The organism is Stenotrophomonas sp. PS02300 (genome assembly GCF_029959395.1).
GTDB classification, from domain to species: Bacteria; Pseudomonadota; Gammaproteobacteria; order Xanthomonadales; family Xanthomonadaceae; genus Stenotrophomonas; species Stenotrophomonas maltophilia_AD.
In genome coordinates this window covers 1-22,282 of the sequence record NZ_JASCOP010000067.1, presented here as the reverse complement: position 1 = coordinate 22,282, position 22,282 = coordinate 1, and the positions used below count along the sequence as shown (strand labels likewise).

The 22,282-nt window shown below is 66.7% G+C and carries 11 protein-coding genes and 1 pseudogene; 7 read left to right on the top strand and 5 right to left on the bottom strand.

Features of this window, described 5'->3' with window-relative positions; all coding sequences use genetic code 11:
* Positions 1 to 34 precede the first annotated feature (34 nt).
* From QMX79_RS13000 to QMX79_RS12990, 3 genes and pseudogenes are all read right to left on the bottom strand, one after another.
* Positions 35 to 979 (bottom strand): 5'-nucleotidase, encoded by a 945-nt coding sequence (locus QMX79_RS13000; protein ID WP_068852910.1) that lies wholly within the window; start codon positions 977 to 979, stop codon positions 35 to 37.
* A 16-nt stretch (positions 980 to 995) separates the two neighbouring features.
* Positions 996 to 1,772, bottom strand: coding sequence for an NAD kinase (locus tag QMX79_RS12995; RefSeq protein WP_282247119.1), 777 nt, complete (start codon positions 1,770 to 1,772; stop codon positions 996 to 998).
* A 143-nt stretch (positions 1,773 to 1,915) separates the two neighbouring features.
* Positions 1,916 to 6,808: pseudogene (locus QMX79_RS12990) on the bottom strand (NAD-glutamate dehydrogenase domain-containing protein); the annotation flags it as partial.
* A gap of 347 nt (positions 6,809 to 7,155) precedes the next feature.
* On the opposite strand from QMX79_RS12990, the gene QMX79_RS12985 reads away from it, so the two are divergent.
* The 3 genes from QMX79_RS12985 to QMX79_RS12975 are packed head-to-tail and all read left to right on the top strand — an operon-like array spanning position 7,156 to position 12,274.
* Positions 7,156 to 7,815: a TetR/AcrR family transcriptional regulator gene (locus tag QMX79_RS12985; protein WP_282247117.1), complete on the top strand. Its 660-nt coding sequence runs from the start codon at positions 7,156 to 7,158 to the stop codon at positions 7,813 to 7,815.
* Positions 7,815 to 9,089, top strand: a complete 1,275-nt coding sequence (locus QMX79_RS12980; protein WP_282247116.1) for an efflux RND transporter periplasmic adaptor subunit — start codon at positions 7,815 to 7,817, stop codon at positions 9,087 to 9,089. Before QMX79_RS12985 ends, QMX79_RS12980 begins: the two co-directional genes overlap by 1 nt.
* Before the next feature lie 14 nt (positions 9,090 to 9,103).
* The gene (locus tag QMX79_RS12975) at positions 9,104 to 12,274 is read left to right on the top strand and encodes a multidrug efflux RND transporter permease subunit (protein WP_282247115.1); all 3,171 of its coding nucleotides are present in this window, start codon (positions 9,104 to 9,106) and stop codon (positions 12,272 to 12,274) included.
* Between the two features lie 650 nt (positions 12,275 to 12,924).
* Here QMX79_RS12975 and QMX79_RS12970 read toward each other — a convergent pair.
* A complete protein-coding gene (locus QMX79_RS12970) occupies positions 12,925 to 14,073 on the bottom strand; it encodes an acyl-CoA dehydrogenase family protein (RefSeq protein ID WP_282247114.1) in 1,149 nt (382 codons plus the stop codon).
* Between the two features lie 146 nt (positions 14,074 to 14,219).
* On the opposite strand from QMX79_RS12970, the gene QMX79_RS12965 reads away from it, so the two are divergent.
* Genes QMX79_RS12965 through QMX79_RS12950 form a run of 4 tightly spaced genes read left to right on the top strand, consistent with a single transcriptional unit; the run spans position 14,220 to position 20,088 of the window.
* Positions 14,220 to 15,149: a metalloregulator ArsR/SmtB family transcription factor gene (locus QMX79_RS12965; RefSeq protein ID WP_282247112.1), complete on the top strand. Its 930-nt coding sequence runs from the start codon at positions 14,220 to 14,222 to the stop codon at positions 15,147 to 15,149.
* Between the two features lie 12 nt (positions 15,150 to 15,161).
* Entirely contained in the window at positions 15,162 to 16,241 is a 1,080-nt protein-coding gene (locus QMX79_RS12960) for a homocysteine S-methyltransferase family protein (RefSeq protein ID WP_282247111.1), read from the top strand.
* The gene (gene metH / locus QMX79_RS12955) at positions 16,238 to 18,922 is read left to right on the top strand and encodes a methionine synthase (RefSeq protein WP_282247110.1); all 2,685 of its coding nucleotides are present in this window, start codon (positions 16,238 to 16,240) and stop codon (positions 18,920 to 18,922) included. The genes QMX79_RS12960 and metH overlap by 4 nt, the downstream gene beginning before the upstream one ends.
* Positions 18,919 to 20,088 (top strand): MFS transporter, encoded by a 1,170-nt coding sequence (locus QMX79_RS12950; protein WP_282247109.1) that lies wholly within the window; start codon positions 18,919 to 18,921, stop codon positions 20,086 to 20,088. Before metH ends, QMX79_RS12950 begins: the two co-directional genes overlap by 4 nt.
* A gap of 17 nt (positions 20,089 to 20,105) precedes the next feature.
* On the opposite strand, the gene QMX79_RS12945 is transcribed toward QMX79_RS12950, so the two are convergent.
* Positions 20,106 to 22,160, bottom strand: coding sequence for an acyltransferase family protein (locus QMX79_RS12945; RefSeq protein WP_282247108.1), 2,055 nt, complete (start codon positions 22,158 to 22,160; stop codon positions 20,106 to 20,108).
* Between the last annotated feature and the right edge of the window lie 122 nt (positions 22,161 to 22,282).

Genomic DNA, 22,282 nt, shown 5'->3' with positions numbered 1-22,282 from the left:
CGCGGTTGGTCACGACCGTTGGTCGTGACCGCGGTCAATCGTTGGCGACGCCGTGTGGCACGTGGCCGGCGGCCACGCTGAGGTGCTGGCGGGCGCTGTCGATGTTGTGCTGCGAATCGTCGAAGAAGATGTCCGCGCCGAACGCTTCCAGGAACGGCCCTTTGTGGCGGCCGCCCAGGAACAGCGCTTCATCCAGGCGCACGCCCCATTCGCGCAGCGTGCGGATCACCCGCTCATGGGCCGGGGCCGAGCGCGCGGTGACCAGCGCGGTGCGGATCGGCGCATCTTCGCCCGACGGGAACACCGCCTGCAGGGTGTGCAGGGCCGACAGGAAATTACGGAACGGACCGCCGCTGAGCGGTTCCCGTGCGTTCTCGCGCTCGTGCCGGCCAAACGCTTCCACGCCCTGCTCGCGCGAGATGCGCTCGCTTTCATCGCCGAAGATCACCGCATCACCATCGAAGGCGATGCGCAGCTGGCCCAGCGGCTGGCTCATGTCGACCGGTTCGGCGGCCGCGAGGGTCTCGCCGTGCGGCTTGGGCAGGATCGTGGCTGCGGCGATGCCATGGCGCAGCGCACGCCGCACCGATTCCGGGTTGGCCGACAGGAACAGGTCGGTGCCGAACGGCTTCACGTACGGCCAGGTCGGTTCGCCCGCGGTAAAGGTGGCGCGGATGATGCCCAGGTCGTAATGCTGGATCGAATTGAAGATGCGCAGGCCGGTGTCGGCCGAATTGCGCGACAGCAGGATGACCTCCACCCGTGGTGATTCCGGCGACTGGCCCTGGTTGAGCGCCAGCAGCTTGCGGACCACCGGGAACGCCACGCCGGGGCGCAGCACATCGTCCTCGTGCTTGCGCTGGTATTCGGCATAGGCGTCCACGCCTTCGGCCTCGAACAGCGCGTGACCCTCTTCCAGGTCGAACAGCGCGCGCGAGGTCACGGCAACGGTCAGCAAACGGGGGGTGTTGTCGCCCATGGCGGTCAGAAATCCTTCAAAACATGAACTGTTCGCTGAGGATCCGGTCTTCCAGATTGTGTTCCGGATCGAACAGCAGGGTCACCCGGCGCTCGCGCGACTCGCGGATGGTCACTTCCACCACGTCGCGGGTCTCATGCGAATCGGCGGTCACGCTGACCGGGCGCTTGTAGGGGTCGAGCACGCGGAAGCGTACTTCGGTATCGGCCTTCAGGATCGCACCGCGCCAGCGCCGCGGCCGGTACGGGGCCAGCGGCGTCAGCGCGATGGTGTGCGAGCCCAGCGGCAGGATCGGGCCGTGTGCCGAGTAATTGTAGGCGGTGCTGCCGGCCGGGGTCGCCACCAGCACGCCATCGCCGATCAGCTCGGCCACCCGCTCCTGCCCATTGAGGTCCACCCCAATGTGCGCGGCCTGGCGGGTCTGGCGCAGCAGCGATACGTCGTTATAGGCCAGCGAGCCGGTGGTGGTGCCCGATTCGGTCAGCGCCAGCATTTCCAGCGGGCGCAGGTTGGCCGGTTCGGCCACCGCCAGCCGCGCCGGCAGGTCGCCGTCGTCCTCGCGGTACTGGTTCATCAGGAATCCCACCGTGCCCAGCTTCATGCCGAACACCGGCCGCCCCAGCGCGCCGTGGCGGTGCAGGGTCTGCAGCATGAAACCATCGCCACCCAGCGGGCACAGCACATCGGCCTGTTCCGGCGGGTGGTCGCCATAGCGGGCGACCAGGGCGGCGCGGGCCTGCTGGGCCGCTTCGGTGGCGCTGGCAAGAAAGGCGATGCGGGGGGTATCGCTCATGGGCATTCCGGGTGGGGCATGGCCCAGAGTATGCCGCATCGACCAACGGTCGATACCTACCGGTAGATCACGACCGTTGGTCGTGATTCAACAAAAAGGCCCCGCCAATGGCGGGGCCTTTTGCTTTTGCGCATCAGCGCGGGTTACGCGCCGTGGGCGGCCAGCTGGCCCAGGCGCTGTACCGCCACCGAGACCGTCGGGTAGTCGAGCGTCTTCTGCTCGGCCAGTTCCTGCAGCATCGACAGGGTGAAGCGCAGGCTGCTGTCGTCACGGCCGATCCAGGCCGCGACCTTGGCTTCGGCGCTGCCACCCTTCATCGACAGCACCTGGGCAGCCAGGTTGCGGTGATGGGCAGCCAGCTCGTCGCGCAGCACGCCACGGGCCACGGCATGCCAGCGGCCGTTGACCTCCAGCGCGTCGATCTGCTCGAACAGCCACGGCAACTGCAGGGCGTCGCCCAGGCGGAAGTGGACCTTGGACACATCCACCGGCTTCAGCTTGCGGGTCCGCGCCAGTTCGATGATGTCGAACGCCGGTTCCAGGAACTGCAGCTCGGACAGCTGCTGTGCCAGTGCCGGCGGCAGGCCCTTCTCCTTCCACTCCTGCACGCTGGCCTCGTACGCCGGGCGCTGTGCGTCCGGCAGCACGCCCGAAGCGACACGGATGTCGTTGAACGGGGCCTGGTAGCGGTTCACCGCCTCGGTGATGCCCGGCATCGCGCCGGGGCGGAACAGCAGCCAGCGCACGAACGAACGCTGCAGCTTCCAGATCACTTCCAGCGCATCGATCTGCACCGATTCCGGCAGGGTGCCGTCGAGCGCATCGATCTGCGCCCACAGGGCACGTGCATCCAGCGTTTCACGGCTGATGGTGTAGGCCTTGGCGACCTCGGCGATGGTGCGGCCGGTGTCTTCCTGCATGCGCATCAGGAACGTGGCGCCCATGCGGTTGATGGTCTGGTTGGTCACGGCCGTGGCGATGATCTCGCGCTTCAGGCGGTGACGCTCCATCGCATCGGCGTACTTCTTCTGCAGCGGCGTCGGGAAGTAACGCAGCAGTTCCTTGGACAGGTACGGGTCTTCCGGGATGTCCGATTCCAGCAGCTGCTGGAACGCCACCAGCTTGGAATACGACAACAGCACCGACAGCTCCGGACGGGTCAGGCCCTGGCCACGCGCCTTGCGTGCCGACAGCTCGGCATCGGTCGGCAGGAACTCGATCTGGCGATCCAGCAGGCCCTGCTTTTCCAGCGTGCGGATGAAGTGCTGCTTGGAACCCAGGCGCTTGACCGCCATCCGCTCCATCAGGCTCAGGGCCTGGTTCTGGCGGTAGTTGTCGTTGAGCACCAGCTCGGCCACTTCGTCGGTCATCGACGCCAGCAGCTTGTTGCGTGCGTCCACGGTCAGCTTCTTGGCCCGCACCACATCGTTGAGCAGGATCTTGATGTTGACTTCGTGGTCGGAGGTATCCACGCCGGCCGAGTTGTCGATGAAGTCGGTGTTGAGCAGCACGCCGGCCTGGGCGGCTTCGATGCGGCCCAGCTGGGTCATGCCCAGGTTGCCGCCCTCGCCCACCACCTTGCAGCGCAGCTCGCCACCGTTGACACGCAGCGCGTTGTTGGCGCGGTCGCCCACGTCGCTGTGCTGTTCGGTGGCGGCCTTCACGTAGGTGCCGATGCCGCCGTTCCACAGCAGGTCCACCGGCGCCTTCAGGATGGCGCTCATCAGGTCGTTCGGCGACAGCGCCTTGATGCTGTCGTCCAGGCCCAGCGCTTCACGCACCTGCGGGGTGATCTCGATCGACTTCAGGGTACGCGGATGGATGCCGCCGCCCTTGCTGATCAGCTTGGCGTCGTAGTCGGCCCAGCTGGAACGCGGCACGGTGAACATGCGCTCACGCTCGATGAACGAGGTGGCCGCATCCGGGTTCGGGTCCAGGAAGATGTGGCGGTGGTCGAACGCGGCCACCAGGCGGATGTGGCGCGACAGCAGCATGCCGTTGCCGAACACGTCGCCGGACATGTCGCCGACGCCCACCGTGGTGAAGTCCTGGGTCTGGCTGTCACGGCCCAGCGCACGGAAGTGGCGCTTGACCGACTCCCACGCACCGCGCGCGGTGATGCCCATGCCCTTGTGGTCGTAACCGACCGAACCACCGGACGCGAACGCATCGCCCATCCAGAAGCCGTGGTCGATGGCCAGGCCGTTGGCGATGTCGGAGAAGGTCGCGGTGCCCTTGTCGGCGGCCACCACCAGGTACGGGTCGTCCATGTCGTGGCGGACCACGTCCACCGGCGGCACGATCTTGTTGTTGACGATGTTGTCGGTGATGTCCAGCAGGCCCTGGATGAACAGCTTGTAGCAGGCCACGCCGTTGGCGAACACCGCATCGCGGTCACCGCTGGCCGGCGGGGTCTTGGCGAAGAAGCCGCCCTTGGCACCGACCGGCACGATCACCGTGTTCTTGACCATCTGCGCCTTGACCAGGCCCAGCACTTCGGTACGGAAGTCTTCGCGACGGTCCGACCAGCGCAGGCCGCCACGGGCAACCGCGCCGAAGCGCAGGTGGGTACCTTCCACGCGCGGGCCGTACACGAAGATTTCGCGGTACGGGCGCGGCTTGGGCAGGTCCGGCACCAGCGCCGAATCGAACTTGAAGCTGATCACGTGGCCCGGGCGGCCCTGTGCATCGGTCTGGTAGTAGCTGGTGCGCAGGGTGGCGTCGATCACGCCCATGAAGCTGCGCAGGATGCGGTCTTCGTCGAGGCTGGACACGCGGTCCATCAGCTTGACCAGCGCGTCGCGCGCGGCGTCCATCTGCGCCTTGCGGTCACCCTTGCGGGCATCGACCACGGTCTTGATGACCTTCAGGGTGCCTTCGTCGCCACCGGCGAGCACGGTCAGGTGCGCGCGCAGGTCGGCCTGGCCTTCGGCGATGGCGTCCTTGTCCTCATGCCCGGTGGCCGGGTCGAAGCGGGCTTCGAACAGCTCCACCAGCAGGCGGGCCAGCAGCGGGTAACGGGTGAAGGTCGCTTCAACGTAGGCCTGCGAGAACGGCACGCCGGTCTGCAGCAGGTACTTGCAGTAGCCGCGCAGCATCGCAACCTGGCGCCAATGCAGGCCAGCGGCCAGCACCAGGCGGTTGAAGCCGTCGTTCTCGGCGTCACCGTGCCAGACCCGGGCGAAGGTTTCACCGAAGGCGGCGTCGGCGGCAGCGGCGTCGATCGCGCCGGCCAGCGATTCCACTTCGAAGTCCTGCACGTACACCGGCGCGTTGTCCACGCTCAGGCGGTACGGGCGCTCGGCGATAACGCGCAGGCCCATGTTTTCCATCATCGGCAGCGCGTCCGACAGCGGAATGTCGTCCAGCTGGCGATACAGCTTCAGGCGCAGGCCATCGCCTTCTTCGCGGTGCACGGCCTGCAGGCTCAGGCGCAGGTCGTCCGGGCCGGTCAACGCGTCGAGCTGGCTGACGTCGTTGGCGGCGATTTCGGTGCTGGAATCTTCGATGTAACCGGCCGGCAGGGCCTTGCCGATGCGGGCGGCGATGCGCAGGCCTTCGCTTTCACCGTGGCGGGCCACCAGCGCTTCGCGCAGGTCGTCCTGCCAGTTGCGCAGCACCTGGGCCAGCTTCTGTTCCAGCGCGCTGGTGTCCACTTCCAGGGTCTGGCCAGCCTTCGGGCGCACGATCAGGTGCACCTGGGCCAGCGGCGATTCGCCCAGTACCACCGAGCTGTCCACGTATTCGCCCTGCAGGGCGTCCTTGAGCATCGCTTCGATGCGCAGGCGCACGTCGGTGTTGAAACGCTCGCGCGGCAGGTACACCAGCGCGGAGATGAAACGGCTGTACTTGTCACGGCGCAGGAACAGGCGGCTGCGCACGCGCTCCTGCAGGCCCAGCACGCCGATGGCGGTGCGGTACAGCTCTTCCTCGCTGGACTGGAACAGCTCTTCGCGCGGCAGGGTTTCCAGGATGTGGCGCAGCGCCTTGCCGCTGTGGCTGGCCGGGGCCAGGCCCGACTTGCTCATCACGTATTCGTGGCGCTGGCGCACCAGCGGGATTTCCCACGGGCGGCGGTTGTAGGCGCTGGAGGTGAACAGGCCCAGGAAGCGCTGCTCGCCGATGATCTTGCCCTTGGCGTCGAATTCCAGCACGCCGATGTAATCCATGTAGCCGGCGCGGTGCACGCGCGAACGCGCATTGGTCTTGGTCAGGATCAGCGCGTCCTTCAACCCGGTGGTGGCGTTGAGGCCCTGCGCGGCCAGGGTCTTGACCGGGCGTGCGGCGGATTTGTCCTTGCCGCGCATCAGGCCCAGGCCGGTGTCGTTCAACGGCGCCAGCACTTCTTCCTTGCCCTGCTTCTCCACGCGGTATTCGCGGTAGCCGAAGAAGGTGAAGTGGTTCTCGGCGGCCCAGCGCAGGAACGCCTGGGCTTCGGCACGCGAGGCGTCGTCGACCGGCAGCTGGCGCGTGCCGAGGTCGTCGGCCAGGGCCAGCGCCTTGCTGCGCATCGCATCCCAGTCGCCAACGATGGCGCGCACTTCATCCAGCGCCTTGACGATGGCCTGTTCGACATCGGCCATGGCCTCGGCCGGCTGGCGGTCGATTTCCAGCAGCATCACCGATTCGGCGGTGCCTTCGCCCACGGTCGACAGCTTGCCGGCCTTGTCGCGGGTGAAACGGATCACCGGGTGGCCCAGCACGTGCACGCCCACGCCATGTTCGGCCAGGGTCATCGTGACGGTGTCGACCAGGAACGGCATGTCGTCGTTGACGATCTGCAGCACGGTGTGGGCAGATTCCCAGCCGTTGGCCTTCAGGGTCGGGTTGAACACGCGCACGTTGGCCTTGCCGGCCTTGCGCACGCGGGCGAATTCGAGGGTGTCGCCGGCCAGTGCGGCCCATTCTTCAGCGGTGTGATGCGGGAACTCGTCCGCCTCCATGCGCTTGTAGAAGTCTGCGGCGAACGCCACTGCCTCGGCCTGCCCGGCCGCCGGGTAACGCTTGCGCAAGGCCGTGTACACCGGTTCCAGCGAGAAGCCCACTGGTGAAACAGTCTGCGTATCGGCTGGTTTGGTCGTTTTTTTCACGGTCTTGGCTGCTGTTTTTTGCGGTTTCATGGCAGAGCGGTGCGTGTTGCCCAGTTGGAAAGATGAAATTGTAGCCCTACCGCATGAAAAGGCCTTGCTGCAGGACGGAATAAGGTTTTTCAGTTGGGTGGCGTTTACATCGCATGCCATCAGTGCGCGGCAGTACGGATGCGCACGGCGCTGCGTGCCGATCGCCAGCATCGGCACACTCCGTGGCACGTTGACGACAGCGGGGCCGACAGTGCCGAAAGCAACGCTTCTCCAATTCTGAACTGGACGGTATAGTCCACCGCGTGAACTCCCCCGCCCCTGCCGCCGCCTTCCTGGACGCGCGCGATCATCGCGTGTTCGATGCCGTGCGCGATCTGATGGCCACCCAGGGCATGCAGCTGAGCATGGAGTCGGTGGCCCAGCAGGCCGGGTGTTCCAAGCAGACCCTCTACAGCCGCTACGGCAGCAAGCAGGAACTGCTGCGCCGGGTGCTGCAGCGGCACCTGTGCCGGGCCACGGCCGGGCTGCGTGCACTGGAAGGCGATGACCTGCGCGGCTGCCTGCTGCAGTTCGCCTTCGACTACCTGGACCACTTCAATGAGCCGCACGTGGTCCAGACCCGCCGGCTGATCGCGGGAGAGGCGGCCCGCTTTCCCGATGAAGCACGTTCCCTGTATCGGGATGGGGCGGAGGCACTGACCTTTCACCTTGCTGAATGGATCCAACATCGCATTCAGGGCGGCCTGCTGCGCCATGACGACCCGCACTTCATGGCTGAACTGCTATTGAGCATGATCGCGGGACAGGATTTCGAGAAGCAGCGCTTTCACACCCCCCATCGTGCCGACGCCTCACAGCGGCGCCGGTGGGCCGAATTTTCCGTGGACAGTTTCCTGCGCGCGTTCGCTGCGCCCGAGGCGATCCGCTTACCGCATTCAAACCAACACCGGAGTTTCTCCTGATGATCGCCCCACTCCGCACCCTCGCCCTGACGTGCGCTGTCGCCGTTGCGTTGACCGCCTGCAAGAAGCCGGAACAACAGACGCCCCCGCCGCCGGAAGTGGGCGTGATCGAAGCCAAGGCCGATACGCTGCCGCTGCAGCGTGAGCTGGTGGGCCGCCTGTCGCCTTACCGCAGCGCCGACGTACGCGCCCGCGTGCCGGGCGTGCTGCTCAAGCGCGTCTACCAGGAAGGCCAGGACGTCAAGCAGGGCCAGGTGCTGTTCCTGATCGACCCGGCGCCGCTGCAGGCATCGTTGAATGCCTCGCAGGCCGAACTGGCCTCGGCGCAGGCCACCTATGCCAACGCCAAGGCCGACGCCGCGCGTGCACGTTCGCTGGCCCCGCAGAAGTTCGTCTCCAAGTCCGACGTCGACGCGGCCGAAGCGGCCGAACGCACTGCCGCCGCCGCCGTGCAGCAGGCGCAGGCCTCGCTGGCCAACGCGAAGATCAACCTCGGCTACGCCCAGGTCACCTCGCCCATCGCCGGCCGCGCCGGCAAGCAGCAGGTCACCGAAGGCGCGCTGGTCGGCCAGGGCGACATCACCCTGCTGACCACCGTGGACCAGCTGGACCCGCTGTTCGTCAACTTCTCGATGAGCTCGGACGAACTGACCCAGCTGCGCCGTGCGCAGGCCGCCGGCGCGGTGTCGCTGAGCGGCGATGGCAAGTCGACCGTGCAGGTGAAGCTGTCCGACGGCACGATGTACGACCAGCCGGGCACGCTGGATTACTCCTCGGCCGTGGTCGACCCGTCCACCGGCGCGGTGACCCTGCGCGCGGTGCTGCCCAACCCGCAGCAGATCCTGCTGCCGGGCGCGTTCGTCAGCTTCCAGGCCGTGCTGGGTGAGCGCAAGAATGCGTTCCTGGTACCGCTGCAGGCCCTGCAGCGCGACACCACCGGCGGCTTCCTGATGGTGGTCGGCAAGGATGGCAAGGTGGTGCGCAAGAACGTGGTCACCGAAGGCCAGCAGGGCAGCAACTGGCTGGTCAGCAGCGGCATCGAGCCGGGCGACCAGGTGATCGTGGCCGGCGTGCAGAAGGTCAAGGAAGGCTCGCCGGCCTCGGCCAAGCCGTGGACCCCGACCGCCGCCAACGGCACCGGCGCACCGGCTGCGGGTGCCGCACCGGCTGCGGGCGCCGCACCTGCCGCGGGCACCGCGCCGGCCGACGCCGCCGCTGATCCGGCCGCCAAGCCCTCCGATGGCGCTCCGGCTGCCGAACCGACCAAGCAATAACGGGACCTTCCGTCATGCCTAAATTTTTCATTGAACACCCGGTATTCGCCTGGGTGGTCGCGATCCTGATCTCGCTTGCGGGCGTGATCTCGATCCTGGGTCTGGGCGTGGAGTCCTACCCGAGCATCGCACCGCCCCAGGTGACGGTGAGCGCCACCTACCCCGGCGCCAGCGCCGACACCACCGAAAAGTCGGTCACCCAGGTGATCGAGCAGCAGCTGACCGGTATCGATCACCTGCTGTACTTCAGCTCCTCGTCGGCCTCCAACGGCCGCGCGACCATCACCCTGACCTTCGAAACCGGTACCGACGCGGACATCGCCCAGGTGCAGGTGCAGAACAAGGTGTCGCTGGCCACGCCGCGCCTGCCCACCGAAGTGACCCAGCAGGGCGTGGTGGTGGCCAAGGCCAACGCCGGCTTCCTGATGGTGGTGGCGCTGCAGTCGGACAGCGAAGCGATCACCCGCGATGCGCTCAACGACATCGTCGGTTCGCGCGTGCTCGACCAGATCTCGCGCATCCCCGGCGTGGGCAGCACCCAGCAGTTCGGTTCCGAGTACGCCATGAACATCTGGCTCAACCCGGAACGCATGCAGGGCTTCAACCTCTCGGCCACCCAGGTGCTGGCGGCGATCAAGGCCCAGAACGTGCAGTTCGCGGCCGGTTCGCTGGGCGCCGATCCGTCGCCGGCGGGCCACTACTTCACCGCCACCGTGTCGGCCGAAGGCCGCTTCAGCTCGCCTGACCAGTTCGAGAACATCATCCTGCGGGCCAACGCGGACGGTTCGCGCGTGCTGCTCAAGGACGTGGCGCGCATCGCCTTCGGTGCCAACAACTACGGCTTCGATACCCAGTACAACGGCAAGCCCACCGGCGCGTTCGCGATCCAGCTGCTGCCGGGCGCCAACGCCCTGAACGTGGCCAACGCGGTCACCGCGAAGATGGACGAGCTGGAATCCACCTTCCCGACCGGTGTGACCTGGTTCTCGCCGTACGACAGCACCACGTTCGTGAAGATCTCGATCGAGGAAGTGGTCAAGACCCTGATCGAAGCGATCGTGCTGGTCTTCCTGGTGATGCTGATCTTCCTGCAGAACTTCCGCGCCACCCTGATCCCGACGCTGGTCATCCCGGTCGCCCTGCTGGGCACCTTCCTGGGCATGAGCATCATCGGCTTCACCATCAACCAGCTGACCCTGTTCGCGATGGTGCTGGCGATCGGCATCGTGGTCGATGACGCCATCGTGGTCATCGAGAACGTCGAACGCATCATGACCGAGGAGAAGCTGCCGCCCAAGGCCGCCACCCAGAAGGCCATGACCCAGATCACCGGCGCGGTGGTGGCCATCACGGTGGTGCTGGCGGCGGTGTTCATTCCGTCGGCGCTGCAGGGCGGCGCCGCAGGTGAGATCTACAAGCAGTTCGCGCTGACGATCGCCATCGCGATGGCGTTCTCGGCGTTCCTGGCGCTGGGCTTCACCCCGGCGCTGTGCGCGACCTTCCTGAAGGCCACGCACGGCGAACCGAACATCGTCTACCGCACCTTCAACAAGTACTACGACAAGGTCAGCGGCACCTACGTGGGCCACATCACTTCGGCGGTGAAGCATGCACCGCGCTGGATGATCCTGTTCGTGGTACTGACGGTGCTGTGCGGCTTCCTGTTCACCCGCATGCCGGGCAGCTTCCTGCCGGAAGAAGACCAGGGCTATGCGCTGGCGATCGTGCAGCTGCCGCCGGGCTCGACCAAGGCGCAGACCAACGCGACCTTCGCGCAGATGCGCGGCATCCTGGAAAAGCAGGATGGCTTCGAAGGCATGCTGCAGGTGGCCGGTTTCAGCTTCGTCGGTTCGGGCGAAAACGTGGGCATGGGCTTCATCCGGCTCAAGCCCTGGGCGGACCGTGACATCACGGTGCCGGAGTTCATCCAGAACATGAACGGCGCGTTCTACGGGATCAAGGAAGCACAGATCTTCGTGGTCAACCTGCCCACGGTGCAGGGCCTGGGCCAGTTCGGCGGCTTCGACATGTGGCTGCAGGACCGCGGCGGTGCCGGCTTCGAACAGCTGACGCAGGCGCGCAACATCCTGCTCGGCAAGGCAGCCGAGGAGAAGGACCTGCTCACGGGCGTGCGCCCGAACGGGCTGGAGAACGCGCCGCAGCTGCAGCTGCACGTGGACCGCGTGCAGGCGCAGACGATGGGCCTGTCGGTGTCGGACGTGTACAGCACCATCCAGCTGATGCTGGCCCCGGTGTACGTGAACGACTTCTTCTACCAGGGCCGCATCAAGCGCGTGACCATGCAGGCCGATGGTCCGTTCCGTACCGGTGCGGAGTCGTTGAACAGCTTCTACACGCCCAGTGCGCTGCAGACCAACGCCGACGGTACGCCGGCGATGATTCCGCTGAGCACGGTGGTGAAGTCCGAATGGGTGTCGGCACCGCCTTCGCTGAGCCGCTACAACGGTTATTCGGCGATCAACATCGTGGGTTCGCAGGCACCGGGCCGCAGTTCGGGCGAGGCGATGCAGGCGATGGAGCGGATCGTGCAGGATGACCTGCCGGCGGGCTTCGGCTACGACTGGTCGGGCATGTCCTACCAGGAAATCCTGGCGGGCAACGCGGCCACGCTGCTGCTGGTGCTGTCGATCGTGGTGGTGTTCCTGTGCCTTGCGGCGCTGTATGAAAGCTGGTCGATCCCGGTGGCGGTGCTGCTGGTGGTACCGCTGGGTGTGCTGGGCGCGCTGTCGTTCTCGCTCGCCCGCGGGCTGCCCAACGATCTGTACTTCAAGATCGGCCTGATCACGGTGATCGGCCTGGCGGCGAAGAACGCGATCCTGATCGTGGAGTTCGCGGTGGAGCAGCGCGCAGCGGGCAAGAGCCTGCGCGAGGCGACCATCGAAGCCTCGCGCCTGCGCTTCCGCCCGATCCTGATGACCTCGTTTGCGTTCATCATGGGCGTGATCCCGATGGCGATCTCCACCGGTGCCGGCGCCAACGCGCGTCACGCCATCGGTACGGGCGTGATCGGCGGCATGGTGTTCGCCACCTTCCTGGGCCTGCTGATGATCCCGGTGTTCTTCGTGGTGGTCCGCCGCATGCTGGGCGACAAGCTGGACGAGCCGTCCAAGGAGTTCCTGGAACGCCAGGGCGAAGCCAGCGCGGCGCATCGTCCGGATCGTTGATCTTGGCGGTAGGTGACCCCCGTTGGTGGTCACCCTGAAACGCAGAAGGCCCCGGAGCGATCCGGGGCCTTTTTTTCTGTAGTTGCACATATTCCGTAGAGCCGGGCCCTGCCCGGCTGCTCATGCATTTGTGCGAACAGCCGTGGGCTGGGACGACCTGTGGCTAGGCGGGTCGGTGCGGGTTTGTGGGGGACGCCGTAAATACGTCCCTGTAGGCTTGGTCGCCGCATCCATGCGGCTCACACCCCCACAAACCCGCCCCGACCCACCTTTGACAGTGTGTCGTTGCCACGGAAAGGCGAAAGCAGAGCGAAAGCGGCAAACGCACGATGCGTCATACACGCTCCGCATGCCTGCTTTTCCCCTTGGCCTCCTGCCTACTGTCAAAGGCGGGCCGGGGCGGGTTCGCGGGGGCTTTGCGAAACATGGATGTTTCGCAAGAGCCTCCAGGGACGGATTCACGGCGCCCCCCGCAAACCCGCACCGGCTCGCCAATTCCGGCCAACCGATGGCCAAAGGCTGTTCACCCAGATGCATGAAGCTACCGGGCGCAGCCCGGTACCCAGGTACACCATGCAATCGCACACCCGAAACGCAATCGGGGCCCAAGAAGGGCCCCGATGCTTTGGTCTGTGCGACGAAAAACCGCCTCAGCGCAGGCCGGTCTCGTTGCGGGCGATGACCAGGCGCTGGATTTCCGAGGTGCCTTCGTAGATCTCGGTGATCTTGGCATCACGGAAGTAACGCTCCAGCGGCATTTCCTTGGAGTAGCCCATGCCGCCGTGGATCTGCACGGCCTGGTGGGTGATCCACATCGCCGCTTCGGAGGCGGTCAGCTTGGCGATGGCCGCTTCATTGCTGAAGCGCTTGCCCTGGCCCTTCACCCATGCCGCGCGCAGGGTCAGCAGCAGCGCTGCGTCCAGCTTGCACTTCATGTCGGCGATCTTGGCCTGGGTCATCTGGAACGTGCCGATCGCTGCGCCGAAGGCCTTGCGGTCCTTCACGTATTCGATCGTCGCCTCGTAGGCTGCGCGCGCGATGCCGATGGCCTGCGATGCGATGCCGATGCGGCCCGCGTCCAGCACGCCCATGGCGATCTTGAAGCCCTCGCCTTCCTTGCCCACCACGTCTTCAGCCGCCGCCACGTAATCCTGGAACTCGATCTCGCAGGTCGCCGAGGCGCGGATGCCCAGCTTCGGCTCGGTCTTGCCGCGGTGGAAGCCGGCCTTGTCCGTGTCGATCATGAACGCGGTGATGCCACGCGCGCCCTGGTCCGGGTCGGTCATCGCGAACAGCACGATGTACTTGGCCACCGGGCCGGAGGTGATCCAGCTCTTCTTGCCGTTGATCACATAGGTGCCGTCGGCCTGCTTGACCGCGCGGCAACGCATCGCCGTGGCGTCCGAACCGGACTGCGGCTCGGTCAGCGCGAACGCGCCGATGGCCTCGCCCTCGGCGATGGCGCGCACGTACTTCTGCTTCTGCGCCTCGCTGCCATGGGTCAGGATGCCGTTGCAGAACAGCGAGTTGTTGACCGACATGATGGTCGAATGCGCGGCGTCGCCGGCGGCAACCTCCACCATCGCCAGCACGTAGGCAATCGGGTCCATGCCCGCGCCGCCGTACTCGGCCGGCACTTCGATGCCCATCAGGCCGTTTTCGCCCAGCAGGCGGATGTTGTCCAGCGGGAACTCGCCGGTACGGTCATGGTGCTCGGCGCTCGGCGCGATCTTTTCCTGCGCGATGCGGCGCGCAACGTCCTGCAGCATCAGCTGCTCTTCGGTGAAACTGAAATCCACGAAACCCTCCCAGGAACATGTCGATATGGCCGCGCTGGGCGCGTCCAGGTGCGGCGATTGTACCGGGGGTCGCCCAATCCGGGCTGACTTGACCGCGAAGGGGCCAAAGGACGAAAATATCTCTATATCGCGATAGGTAGATATTTATGGATCTCGAGGACTGGTCGGTCCGGCTGAAAGTGTTCGCCGACGCCACCCGCGTGCGCCTGCTGGCGCTGCTGGAACAGGAAGAACTCACCGTGGCCGAGCTGTCGGCCATCACCACCCTGGCCCAGCCACGGGTGTCGACCCACCTGGCCCGGCTCAAGGAAGCCGGCCTGGTGCGCGACCGGCGCGCGGGCGTGTCGGCGTACTACCGCTTCGACGATGCCGCGCTGGACCCGGCCCAGCGCGCATTGTGGCATGCCCTGAGCACCGGCAGCGATGACCCGCTGCTGCGCCAGGATGCTGAACGCGTGGCCAGCGTGCTGGCCAGCCGTGCCGCCGACCAGAACTGGGCCGACAGCGTGGCCGGCGACATGGAACGCCATTACTCGCCCGGCCGCACCTGGGAAGCGCTGGCGCGCACCGCGCTGCCCCTGCTGGAAACCGGCGACGTGCTCGACATCGCCTCCGGCGATGGCGTGCTGGCCGAACTGGTCGCCCCGCACGCCAAACGCTACATCTGCATCGACACCAGCGCCCGCGTGGTCGCCGCCGCCAGCGAACGCCTGCGCCGCCTGGCCAACGTGGAAGTGCGCGAGGGCGACATGCACGCCCTGCCCTTCAAGGACCGCAGCTTCGACCTGGTGGTGCTGATGCATGCACTGACCTACGCCGCCAAGCCCGCCCAGGCCGTGGCCGAAGGCGCGCGCGTGCTGCGCTCCGGTGGCCGCCTGCTGCTGTGCAGCCTGGCCCGCCACGAGCACAAGGCCGCCGTCGAGGCCTACGGCCACGTCAACCTGGGCTTCTCGGACAAGGAACTGCGCAAGTTCGCCGAGAAGGCCGGGCTGGTGGTCTCCAGCCTGGAAACGGTGACCCGCGAAAAGCGGCCCCCGCATTTTGAAGTCATCTCGCTGATTGCAAGCAAGCCCTGAGGTTTCGTTCCGATGTCCCTGCCCTGGCTGCACCCCGATCGTGTCCGCGCCCTCGAAGACGCGCTGGCGCAGCGCATCCTCATCATCGACGGTGCGATGGGCACCATGATCCAGCGGCATGGGCTGGAGGAAGGCGATTACCGCGGTGAACGCTTCGCCGGCGGGTTCGACAGGGCCCACCGGCCCGGCTGCGGGCACGAGGCGGCCGGTGCCGCGCCCGAAGGCCACGACCTGAAAGGCAACAACGACCTGCTGCTGCTGACCCGCCCGGAGGTGATCGCGGAGATCCACACCGCCTACCTGCAGGCCGGGGCCGACCTGATCGAAACCAACACCTTCAACGCCACTTCGGTAAGCCAAGCCGATTACCACCTGGAACACCTGGTGTACGAGCTGAACAAGGCCGGCGCCGCCGTGGCCCGCGCCTGCTGTGATGCGGTCGAAGCCACGACCCCGGCCAAGCCGCGCTTCGTGATCGGCGTGCTGGGGCCGACCAGCCGCACCGCCTCGATCAGCCCGGACGTGAACGATCCCGGTTTCCGCAACACCAGTTTCGATGCGCTGCGCGAGACCTACCGCGAGGCCATCGACGGCCTGATCGACGGCGGCGCCGACACCCTGATGGTGGAAACCATCTTCGACACGCTCAACGCCAAAGCCGCGCTGTTCGCCATCGAAGAAGCCTTCGACGCGCGCGGCGCGCGCCTGCCGATCATGATCTCCGGCACCATCACCGATGCCTCCGGGCGCACCCTGTCGGGCCAGACCGCCGAGGCCTTCTACGCGTCGGTGGCGCACAGCCGGCCGCTGTCGGTGGGGCTGAACTGCGCCCTCGGCGCCAGCGACATGCGCCCGCACGTGGAAACGCTGTCGATCGTGGCCGACTGCCGGGTCAGCGCGCATCCCAACGCCGGGTTGCCCAATGCGTTCGGCGAGTACGACGAGACCCCCGAGGAGATGGCCACCACGCTGCGCGAGTTCGCCAGCGCCGGCCTGCTCAACCTGGTCGGCGGCTGCTGCGGCACCTCGCCGGCACACATCCAGGCCATCGCCGAGGCCGTGGCCGACCTGCCGCCGCGAGCCGCCCGATGAGCGCGGACGTGCACACCCGGCTGTCCGGGCTGGAACCGCTGGTCATCACCCCGGACCTGCTGTTCGTCAACATCGGCGAGCGCACCAACGTCACCGGCAGCGCGCAGTTCCGCAAGCTGGTCAAGGAAGAGCGTTACGAAGAGGCGGTGGAAGTGGCCCGCCAGCAGGTCGCCAGCGGCGCGCAGATCCTCGATGTGAACATGGACGAGGGCCTGATCGATTCCGAGAAGGCGATGACGCGCTATCTCAACCTGATCATGTCCGAGCCGGATATCGCGCGCATCCCGGTGATGGTCGATTCGTCCAAGTGGAGCGTGATCGAGGCCGGGCTGAAATGCCTGCAGGGCAAGAGCGTGGTCAACTCGATCTCGCTCAAGGAAGGCGAAGCGCTGTTCATCGAACACGCACGCAAGGTGCTGCGCTACGGTGCGGCCGCCGTGGTGATGGCGTTCGATGAGCAGGGCCAGGCCGATACCTGCGCGCGCAAGGTGGAAATCTGCACCCGCGCCTACCGGATCCTGGTGGACCAGGTCGGCTTCCCGCCGCAGGACATCATCTTCGACCCGAACATCTTCGCCGTCGCCACCGGCATCGAAGAACACGACAACTACGCGGTGGACTTCATCGAAGCCACCCGCATCATCAAGCGCACACTGCCGCATTGCCATGTGTCCGGTGGCGTGTCCAACGTGTCGTTCTCGTTCCGTGGCAACGAAACGGTGCGCCAGGCCATCCACGCGGTGTTCCTTTACCACGCCATCGCCGCAGGCATGGACATGGGCATCGTCAATGCCGGCGCGATGCCGATCTACGACGATCTGGATGCTGAACTGCGCGAGCGCGTGGAGGATGTGATCCTCAACCGCCGCTCCGATGGCACCGAGCGCCTGCTGGAGATCGCCGAGCGCTATAAAGGCAAGAAGGGCGAGATAAAGGGCGAAGACCTGGCCTGGCGCGAAAAGCCGATCGACGCGCGTCTGGCGCATGCGCTGGTGCACGGCCTGGATGCGTGGGTGGAAGCCGATACCGAGGAAGCGCGGATCCGTTCCAGCCGGCCGCTGGACGTGATCGAAGGGCCGCTGATGGACGGCATGAACGTGGTCGGCGACCTGTTCGGCGCCGGCAAGATGTTCCTGCCGCAGGTGGTGAAATCCGCGCGCGTGATGAAGAAGGCGGTGGCCTACCTGCTGCCCTTCATCGAAGCCGAGAAGGCGCGCAGCGGCGATACCGCCAAGAGCAATGGCAAGATCATCATGGCCACGGTGAAGGGCGATGTGCACGACATCGGCAAGAACATCGTCGGCGTGGTGCTGGCCTGCAACAACTTCGAGGTGATCGACCTCGGCGTGATGGTGCCGGCGCAGAAGATCCTGGACGCGGCCCGCGCGGAGAACGCCGACATCATCGGCCTGTCCGGGTTGATCACCCCGTCGCTGGAAGAAATGAGCCACGTCGCGCGCGAGATGGAACGGCAGGGCTTCACCCTGCCGCTGATGATCGGCGGCGCCACCACCTCGCGCGCGCACACCGCGCTGAAGATCGACCCGCATTACAAGGCGCCCACGGTATGGGTGAAGGACGCCTCGCGCGCGGTGGGCGTGGCCCAGTCGCTGATCTCCAGCGAACTGCGCGCGGCCTTCGTGGCCGCCAACGAGGCCGACTACGCCGACATCCGCCAGCGCCATCGCAACCGCGGCGACGCCAAGCGCCTGGTGACCCTGGCCAAGGCCCGTGCGCAGCGGTTCGACGGCAACTGGTCGCAGTACCAGCCCCCCACCCCGCGCAAGCCGGGCCTGCACGTGCTGGACGACTACCCGCTGGCCGACCTGGTCGAGGTGATCGACTGGACCCCGTTCTTCCAGGCGTGGGAGCTGGCCGGCAAGTACCCGGCCATCCTCACCGACGAGATCGTGGGCACCCAGGCCAGCGAGCTGTACCGCGACGCACGCGCGATGCTCAAGCGCATCGTCGACGAGCGCTGGTTGACCGCCAAGGCGGTGTTCGGGCTGTGGCCGGCCAACAGCGTGGGCGACGATGTGCACCTGACCACCGATGACGGCCCGGCCGTTCTGCATTTCCTGCGCCAGCAGGTGGACAAGCCGGTGGAGCGCCCGGACTTCTGCCTGGCCGATTTCATCGCGCCGGCCGACAGCGGAAAGCAGGACTGGATCGGTGGCTTCGCGGTGACGGCCGGGATCGGCATCGACCCGCACGTGGCCCGCTTCGAGGCCGACCATGACGACTACAACGCGATCCTGCTCAAGGCGCTGGCCGATCGCTTGGCCGAGGCCCTGGCCGAGCGCCTGCACCAGCACGTGCGCACCGATTACTGGGGCTACCAGCCGGATGAAACGCTGGACAACGAAGCGCTCATCGCCGAGCAGTACAGCGGCATCCGCCCGGCGCCAGGCTACCCTGCCTGCCCCGAGCACAGCGAAAAGGCCACGCTGTTCCGCCTGCTCGATGCGGAGAACAACGCGGACATGCAGCTGACCGAGAGCTTTGCGATGCTGCCGACGGCGGCGGTGTCCGGCTATTACTTCAGCCACCCGCAGAGCCAGTATTTCGTGGTGGGCCGGGTCACCCGCGAGCAGGTCAGCGACTACGCCAAGCGCAAGGGCGTGGAGCGCGCGCAGGTGGAACGCTGGCTGGCGTCCAACCTGGACTACGATCCGGAATGAACGCGGTTCCGGTCGCCCGCCTCTCCAGCTTCTACCTGTTCTATTACGCGGCGCTCGGCGCATTCACCCCGTACTGGTCGCTGTTCCTGACCGCGCGCGGGATGAGCGTGACCGCCATCAGCGTGATGATGGGGATCTGGTACGCCACCCGCATCGTGGCGCCCACGACGTGGACGTCGATTGCCGCCGCTTCGCCGCGCCCCATCCTCTGGCTGCGCGTGGGCAGCGTCCTGACGCTGGTTACCTTCTGCTCGTTCCTGCTGCCGCTGCCGCTGCCTTGGATGTACCCGGCCATGGTGGTGTTCTGCTTCTTCTACAACGCGGTGATGCCGCAGTTCGAATCGATCACCCTCACCCACCTGGGCAACGACAGCCACCGCTACGGGCTGATCCGGGTCTGGGGCTCGCTGGGCTTCATCGCGGTGGTGATGGGCTTTGGCTGGTTGATCGAGGGCAGCGGCGGCGCCGGCAACGCGCACCTGCTGCCGTGGCTGATGCTGCCGCTGTTCGCGTTGCTGGTGGGCTCGGCGTTTGCCAACTACTACGCGCGCGATTTCCATCGCGCCGACGGCGACGCCAGTGGCTTCTGGCAGATCGTGCGCAAACCGCAGGTGCTGGCATTCTTCCTGGCCGCGTTCATGGAGCAGCTGTCGTTCGGGCCGTACTACACGTTCTTTTCGGTCTACATGGATCACCACGGCTATGCGACCTCCACGCTGGGGCTGCTGTGGACGATCGGCGTGGTGTTCGAGGTCGGCGTGTTCTTCACCATCGGCCGTTTTTTCCGCCGCTATGACGCCAGCTGGATGCTGCTGATCGCGCTGGTCAGCTCGACCCTGCGCTGGACCGTCACCGCACTGTTCCCGGACCACCTGGGCGTGATGCTGGTGGCGCAGACCGCGCATGCGCTGGGGTTTGCCGCGTTCTTCGCGGCGGCCATGCAGATGCTGGCGACCTACTTCCCGGGCCGGCTCAACGGGCACGGCCAGGGGCTGCTGTATGGATTCTCGTCAGGCGTCGGCGGCGTGCTCGGCGCGTTGATCGCCGGCCAGCTGTGGAACATCGACCAGGGTCGCACCGCGTTCCTGGCCGGCGCGGGGTTCGCGTTCGCCGGCGCACTGCTGTGCTTCTTCGCGATCAGCCTGCCGCTGTTGCGGCGCCGATAGCGCGCACCCGGTCGGCGCTACTGCAGGTGGCTGCGGAATTCGGGCAACAAGATCCTGTTGCCGTAGCCGCTCAGGTGGTCAGCGTCGAAATACAGCGGCCTGCCGTCTGCGTCGGGCTTGCACGCTTCGCCCGGGCACAACACCGGTAACGGATCCCACACGCTTGCACCCGGCAGCGCGGCGGCGACCTGGCGCAGGCTGTCCAGCACCGGGGCGCGCATTGCTTCCACCTGCGCGCGCGGAATCTGCATGCCATTGACGCAGATCGGGTTGTGGCGGTTGAACGCGTCCGAGCAGCGGTACGGCGGTGCGGGCAGCACCGGCTTGGGCGCTTCCAGCACGATCCGCACGCCGCGTTCGGCCAACGGGCGCAGCTGTTCGATCGAGGCGATCACCTCGGCCGCCCGCCCTTCCACCGCCGCCGGGCTGGCCAGATCGGCGGTGACCTGGGCCGCATCGAACAGCTGGTACTGCTCGGCCAGGCGCGGAATGCGCAGCCCGGGCAGGAACAGCACGTCACCGGCACGCGCGGTAGCCTGGATATCCTCCAGCACGTTGCGGGTGTAGACCTCGCAGCCCGGGTTCGGCCCCCGCCAGGCCTGCATGCCGACCAGCGCGCAGCCGCCACTGCCGTACAGGCGCACCTGCCCGCCATCCTGCACCACCTTGCGGCGCAGCAGCTCGTTGTAGACCAATGCGTGCGAATCGCCGGCCACGAACAGCACCCCCGCCCCACCGCTGCCGCCCTTGCACTCGCCCCGCTGAAGCAGCCGCGCCTGTCCCCCGGCGACCGGAATGCTGGACTCGACCACGCGGCAATCGGCCACTTCCTTCTTCAGCCCCTTCGCATACGGGTACCAGTCGAGCGGATGCCGGCTGACCGTACTGAACGAAATGTGCCGCTGCTGCTTGACCAGCACCGACTGCAGGCCGGCGCCCAGCACCAGTACGCCCAACCCCAGCAGTACCCAGCGCCCGTTGGTCCGCGGGCCGCGCGCGCCATGCCGCAGCGGCTGCTCCACCCAGCGCCAGGACAGCCACGCCAGCGCGAACACCAGCGCCACCGCGCACGCCCCGGCCAGCACGGTTTCCAGCCCAACCGTCCAGCGGAACAGCACGAACACCGGCCAATGCCACAGGTACAGCGAGTAGGAGAGCTTGCCGACCCACACCATCGGCGGGCTGGCCAGCGCGCGCCCGGTCCAGCCCTGCGGATGCCGCTGCAGCAGCCCGAGCAGCACCAGCGTCGACAGCACCGGCCATAACCCGTCCGGCCAGGGCGAATGCCCGGGGCGTGCCGCCCACAACCCGTAGCCAAGCGCCGCCACCGCCAACAGAAGCAAGGGCGAACGCCACGACAGTCCACGCGCCAGCGGCGCCATGTTGAAGCGGCCGGCCAGCGTCATCGCCTGGTACAGCAGTACGCCGGCACCGAGCTGCCAGAAGCGCGTTGTGGTGATGTAGAACGCCTGGATCTCCTGCCCGCCCTGCCCGGCCAGCCGCAGCGCGTAGGCCAGCGAAGCGACGGTGGCTGCCGCGAACAGCCCCAGCGACAGCGCGCGCCCGCGCCCGCCCCGCGACCATGCCAGGAACAGCAGCGGGAACAGCAGGTAGAACTGCTCCTCCACGCCCAGCGACCAGGTGTGGGTATACGGATTGAATTCGGTGCGCGGCGAGAAGTAGTCGTTGCCGGTGGCGGCCAGCACCCAGTTGCTCAGCCCGAAGAACGCGCGGCGCCCGGTCTTGTCGCTGGTTTCGCTTAGCCAGGATTCGGGAATGAACAGCGCACTGAACAGTGCTGTGACCAGCAGGCACACCACCAGCGCCGGCACGATCCGGCGGATGCGGCGCGCGTAGAAACGCAGCAGGCCCTGCCAGCCGCCAAGCGCCGGCAGGCGATCGACCGAGGCGCTGACCACGAAGCCGGAGATGACGAAAAACACATCCACGCCGGTGAAACCACCGGGCAGCCAGCTCGCCTTGAGGTGGTACAGGATGACCGACAACACGGCGACCGCACGCAGGCCGTCGATGTGCGGGACGTAGGTTTGTCGCAATTGGCCTTCCTGCATGCACACTCCTTTGCCGCACGACCCACGGTCGTGCGCTACCGCATTCATCCCGTCAGGTAGGTATAGACCGTGGGTCGATACCCGTTTATTTTAACAGACCAGGTCGTCAGGCACCTGGTAGG

What these genes read in the sequence shown, in the direction of transcription:
- QMX79_RS12945 (WP_282247108.1), bottom strand. Translation starts at nt 22,160, where the DNA reads ATGCAGGAAGGCCAATTGCGACAAACCTACGTCCCGCACATCGACGGC.
- QMX79_RS12965 (WP_282247112.1), top strand. Translation starts at nt 14,220, where the DNA reads ATGGATCTCGAGGACTGGTCGGTCCGGCTGAAAGTGTTCGCCGACGCC.
- QMX79_RS12950 (WP_282247109.1), top strand. Translation starts at nt 18,919, where the DNA reads ATGAACGCGGTTCCGGTCGCCCGCCTCTCCAGCTTCTACCTGTTCTAT.
- QMX79_RS12995 (WP_282247119.1), bottom strand. Translation starts at nt 1,772, where the DNA reads ATGAGCGATACCCCCCGCATCGCCTTTCTTGCCAGCGCCACCGAAGCG.
- QMX79_RS12980 (WP_282247116.1), top strand. Translation starts at nt 7,815, where the DNA reads ATGATCGCCCCACTCCGCACCCTCGCCCTGACGTGCGCTGTCGCCGTT.
- QMX79_RS12960 (WP_282247111.1), top strand. Translation starts at nt 15,162, where the DNA reads ATGTCCCTGCCCTGGCTGCACCCCGATCGTGTCCGCGCCCTCGAAGAC.
- metH (WP_282247110.1), top strand. Translation starts at nt 16,238, where the DNA reads ATGAGCGCGGACGTGCACACCCGGCTGTCCGGGCTGGAACCGCTGGTC.
- QMX79_RS13000 (WP_068852910.1), bottom strand. Translation starts at nt 979, where the DNA reads ATGGGCGACAACACCCCCCGTTTGCTGACCGTTGCCGTGACCTCGCGC.
- QMX79_RS12975 (WP_282247115.1), top strand. Translation starts at nt 9,104, where the DNA reads ATGCCTAAATTTTTCATTGAACACCCGGTATTCGCCTGGGTGGTCGCG.